Below are 4,040 nucleotides of genomic sequence, written 5' to 3' on the forward strand. Positions count from 1 at the left end.
CGCCGGGAAACCGACCTCGCGGAGCTCAGCCGCCGAATCACCGCGACCGGCGTCACCGGTCTCACCGACGCCACCCCGAACTCGACGGGTCGGGCACCGTGCGGGACAACATCAGGGTTCCGGCGGAAATGGCTGTCGGATCGAAGTTTTCGACGAACATGAAGATGTATGGCCTGCCCTACCGCATCACCAGCACGGTGACGGCGTTGAAACCCAACGAATTGGTCGAGTGGCGCCATCCGCTGGGACACCGCTGGCGGTGGGAATTCGAGTCGCTCTCGCCCACCCGGACGCGGGTCACCGAGACGTTCGACTATCGCGACGCGGGGACGGTGAAGAACGCACTGAGGTACTACGAGCTGATGGGGTTCGCGAAGGCCAACGCGTCGCGCATCGAGGCGACGTTGGCCAAGCTGCGCGACCGCTACGGGGCGCAGTAGCAACTGAACGCGAGGGCGCGGCCAATCGTGTCCTTCCGGGAGCCATAGCGCTCAACAGTCGTCGGAAGGACTCCGCCTCGATGCTCGAACACGTGCCTGCCGCCAACGCAAAAGCGGACCGCTTCGGGCGAGCGCTGACGATCTCGGGGCACATCATCGGTCGCTACGGCCTGGTGGTGGTCTTGGCCTGGATCGGATTCGGCAAGTACGTGAAGATGGAATCCCGGGTGCTCATCGAACACAGCCCGCTAATGAGCTGGATCTACCAGGTGGCCGGGGTCACCACCGTCGCGCGTGGCCTGGGCACGATGGAAATCGTTGCCGCGCTTCTCATTGCGCTGCGGCCGGCATGGCCACGCGCATCGGCGGTCGGCAGCGCGCTGGCGGTGGTGCTCTTTGCGGGAACGATCAGCTTCCTGTTCACCACCCCGGGTGTTGTCTCGACCCACGCGGCCGGCATTCCCGTGCTGTCGGCGCTGCCCGGCCAATTCCTGCTCAAGGACCTCGTGCTGTTCGGCGTCGCCCTGTGGACTTTGGGCGACGCGCTTGCGGCCCGAAAAGCGTTCCCCTGATCAGCTTCTTGGCCGAGTCCACCGTGGCCGCGTAGTCCTCGGGGGTGAGGCTGGCCGCCCGCTCGGTCAGGCCGCGCGTCAGGGCATAGATGGCGTTGACCGCGGCGCTCGGGTCGGTGCCGGCTGGAAGCGCCTTCCGCGTCAAGGCGTCCTCGATGATCTCATTGATGGTGTCGCGCAACGCTTTTAGCCCCGAGTAACTCGTCCGGCCGCTGCGCGGCGCCCGCTGGGCGCGCATCGCCCGGTCGAACCCGGCCAGATAGGGATACTCGCGCATCAACCGCTCGGATTCGTCGAGCACCGCCTCGATGCGGTCGACGACGTCGTCGGCCCTCGCCGCGGCGGCGCGCAGCCGCGGTGAGGCAACCTCGTCGATTTCGGCGACGGTCGCGGCGAGCAACTCGGACTTGTTCGAGAAATAGTGGTACAGGCTGCCACTGGTCATTTCGGCCGCCCTGGCGATCTCGCGGATGGTCGCCCGCGAGTACCCCACCTCCGCCACGCAGCGCATGGCCGCCACGAGGATTCGCGCGCGGGTCTGCGCGCCATCGGCGCCCGTCGGGCGGCCCAACTGCGGCGGCGCCGTCTTCATCCGCCGCACCTCCGCGCCGAAGCCGAGATCGAATTGATCGCTCGATTATATTTGACGGTGTTAACGGACAGTGAGGACCTCACCATGGCGCGGGCACAACTGGGCCGCCCCGCCGGCGCCAGCGGCGATAAGACCCGCCGCCGAATCGTCGCCGCCACCATGCGCTGCGTTGCCAGGGTGGGCTACTCGCGGGCCACCATCCGCGAGATAGCCCGCACGGCGGACGTGACCAGCGCCAGCTTGTACAACTACTTCCCCACCAAGTCGGAGCTGATCGAGGCGGCGATCGCGGCCAGAACGGACGTCGCATTGCCGCGGCTGCGGGCGGCGGCCGCCCGGCCGGGCCACATCATCGACCGAATCGAAGCGGTGCTCGACGAGTCCGGCCGGCTGATGCGCGAGTACCCCGACCTGGCCGCGTTCGAGTGGGCGATCCGGTCCGAGAGCGCGCTCGCCCCCGACTCCGGCGCGCCGGGCGGCGAGGGGTTTCAGGCGTTCCGCGAAATCATCGAGACCATCGTCGAAGACGACCACCAGCGCGGCGCCGTCGAAGCGATCTACTCGCTGATCTACGGCCTGACCGAGCTGGCGGCGACGCTGCCGCCGGACGACTACCACGCGGCGCTGGCCGCGGCCAAGCGACTGATCAGGGGCACGTTGCTGAATCCGAGCGACCGGCGTCCCTAGCCGAAGACCGCCGAAACTGCGACCAGCGCGTCATTTCGGCGCAAACATGCGCGCTGAGCGCAGACTCGATGCGGACGCGGCCTTGATATGATCAAATGATTGATTATATAGTCGGGTCACGAAGAGGAAGTCCGAAACCTTGACCGAGACGGTTGGGTATGCGTTCGACGTCGAAGCGCTGCGACGTAAGTACGCCGAAGAGCGGGCGCGGCGGCTGCGCCCGGACGGAATCGCGCAGTACCTGGAAACGGCGGGCGCCTTCGCCCGATTCGCCGACGACCCCTGGGCGGACGGCGACTTCACCCGCGAGCCGCTCAACGACGAGGTTGACGTGGCGGTCATCGGGGCCGGTTTCGGCGGGCTGCTGACCGGGGCGCGGCTGCGCGAACACGGCGTCGAAAGCGTGCGGCTGATCGACAGGGCCGCCGACGTGGGCGGCACCTGGTACTGGAACCGGTATCCGGGCATCGCCTGCGACGTCGAGTCCTATGTGTACATGCCCTTGCTGGAGGAACTCGGCTACATCCCAAGCGACAAGTACGCCAAGGGCTCGGAGATCTTCGGGCACTGCCGGCGCATCGCCGAGCGCTACAACCTCTACCGCGACGCGTGCCTGCACACCGACGTGCACGAGATACGTTGGGACGCCGAGGATTCGCGCTGGATAATCCGGACGAATCACGGCGACGAAATGCGGGCCAGGTTCGTCTGCATGGCCAACGGGTATCAGGCCAAGCCGAAGCTGCCCGGAATCGCCGGACTCGGCCGTTTCCGCGGCCACGCCTTCCACACCAGCCGGTGGGACTACGACTACACCGGCGAGCAACTGCAGAACCTGGCCGGCAAGCGCGTCGGCATCATCGGCACCGGCGCCACGGCGGTCCAGTGTGTCCCGCACCTCGGCGCGGCGGCCGGGCGACTGTACGTCTTCCAGCGCACGCCGTCATCGGTCGACGTCCGGGCCAACCGGCCCACGGATGCCCAGTGGGCCAACGGATTACGGCCCGGCTGGCAGCGCGAACGCATACGAAACTTCCAAATCCTGACCGCGGGCGGCCGGGCCGAGGAAGATCTGGTCGCCGACGCCTGGACGAGCATCACCCGCAAGCTCCCGGTCATGCGCCAGGACGGTGCCGGCTCGCCGGGCCCGGACATCGAACTCGCCGACTTCGCCAAGATGGAGGAGATCCGCGCGCGAGTCGAGGAGCTCGTGACCGACCCCACGACCGCCGAGGCGCTCAAGCCGTGGTACGGCTACTTCTGCAAGCGCCCCTGCTTTCACGACGACTATCTGCAGACGTTCAACCGCGACAACGTCACCCTGGTCGACACCCGCGGTCGCGGCGTGGAACGCATCACCGAAACCGGGGTGGTCGTCGACGGGGTGACCTACGAACTCGATTGCCTCATCTTCGCGACGGGATTCGAGGTCGGCACGGACTATTGCCGGCGCACGGGCTTCGAGCTGATCGGCCGCGACGGCATCACGCTCACCGACCGGTGGCGCGACGGGGTGCGCACCTTCCAGGGCCTGTGCGCGAACGCGTTTCCCAACTGCTTCATCGAAAGCATCGCCCAGGCGGGCCTCACGGTGAACTTCCCCTACTTGCTGGACGTGCAGGCGACCCACGCGGCGTGGATCATCGCGTGGGCGCTCGCGCGCGGCGTCACCGAAATCGAAGCGTCACCCGCCGCCGAAGCCGCGTGGGTCGACATGGTGGTGGCCCGCTCCGCCGCGATGGCCGAGCG

At 67.5% G+C, this 4,040-nt stretch carries 5 protein-coding genes; 4 read left to right on the forward strand and 1 reads right to left on the reverse strand.

Going from position 1 to position 4,040, the window contains the following annotated elements:
- Positions 1–440: hypothetical protein (locus A5736_RS09330; protein WP_254848332.1), on the forward strand; the 440-nt coding region annotated here is incomplete at its 5' end.
- An 80-nt stretch (positions 441–520) separates the two neighbouring features.
- Complete coding sequence (locus tag A5736_RS09335; protein ID WP_076245771.1) at positions 521–1,012, forward strand: DUF417 family protein; 492 nt, start codon at positions 521–523, stop codon at positions 1,010–1,012.
- On the opposite strand, the gene A5736_RS09340 is transcribed toward A5736_RS09335, so the two are convergent.
- Positions 936–1,604 (reverse strand): TetR/AcrR family transcriptional regulator, encoded by a 669-nt coding sequence (locus tag A5736_RS09340; protein ID WP_076245773.1) that lies wholly within the window; start codon positions 1,602–1,604, stop codon positions 936–938. The two genes, A5736_RS09335 and A5736_RS09340, sit on opposite strands and share 77 nt — an antisense overlap.
- An 84-nt stretch (positions 1,605–1,688) precedes the next feature.
- Between A5736_RS09340 and A5736_RS09345 the strand changes: the two genes are divergently transcribed.
- Positions 1,689–2,291 carry a TetR/AcrR family transcriptional regulator gene (locus A5736_RS09345; protein ID WP_076245775.1) on the forward strand — a complete coding sequence of 201 codons (603 nt, stop codon included), beginning with the start codon at positions 1,689–1,691 and terminating at the stop codon, positions 2,289–2,291.
- Positions 2,292–2,430: 139 nt separating this feature from the next.
- Positions 2,431–4,040, forward strand: a 1,610-nt coding sequence (locus A5736_RS09350; RefSeq protein WP_076245777.1) for an NAD(P)/FAD-dependent oxidoreductase, incomplete at its 3' end; no start/stop codon positions are given.

The sequence above is a fragment of the Mycobacterium sp. SP-6446 genome (assembly GCF_001954045.1).
Lineage (GTDB): Bacteria > Actinomycetota > Actinomycetes > Mycobacteriales > Mycobacteriaceae > Mycobacterium.

What these genes read in the sequence shown, in the direction of transcription:
- A5736_RS09340 (WP_076245773.1), bottom strand. Translation starts at nt 1,604, where the DNA reads ATGAAGACGGCGCCGCCGCAGTTGGGCCGCCCGACGGGCGCCGATGGC.
- A5736_RS09345 (WP_076245775.1), top strand. Translation starts at nt 1,689, where the DNA reads ATGGCGCGGGCACAACTGGGCCGCCCCGCCGGCGCCAGCGGCGATAAG.
- A5736_RS09335 (WP_076245771.1), top strand. Translation starts at nt 521, where the DNA reads ATGCTCGAACACGTGCCTGCCGCCAACGCAAAAGCGGACCGCTTCGGG.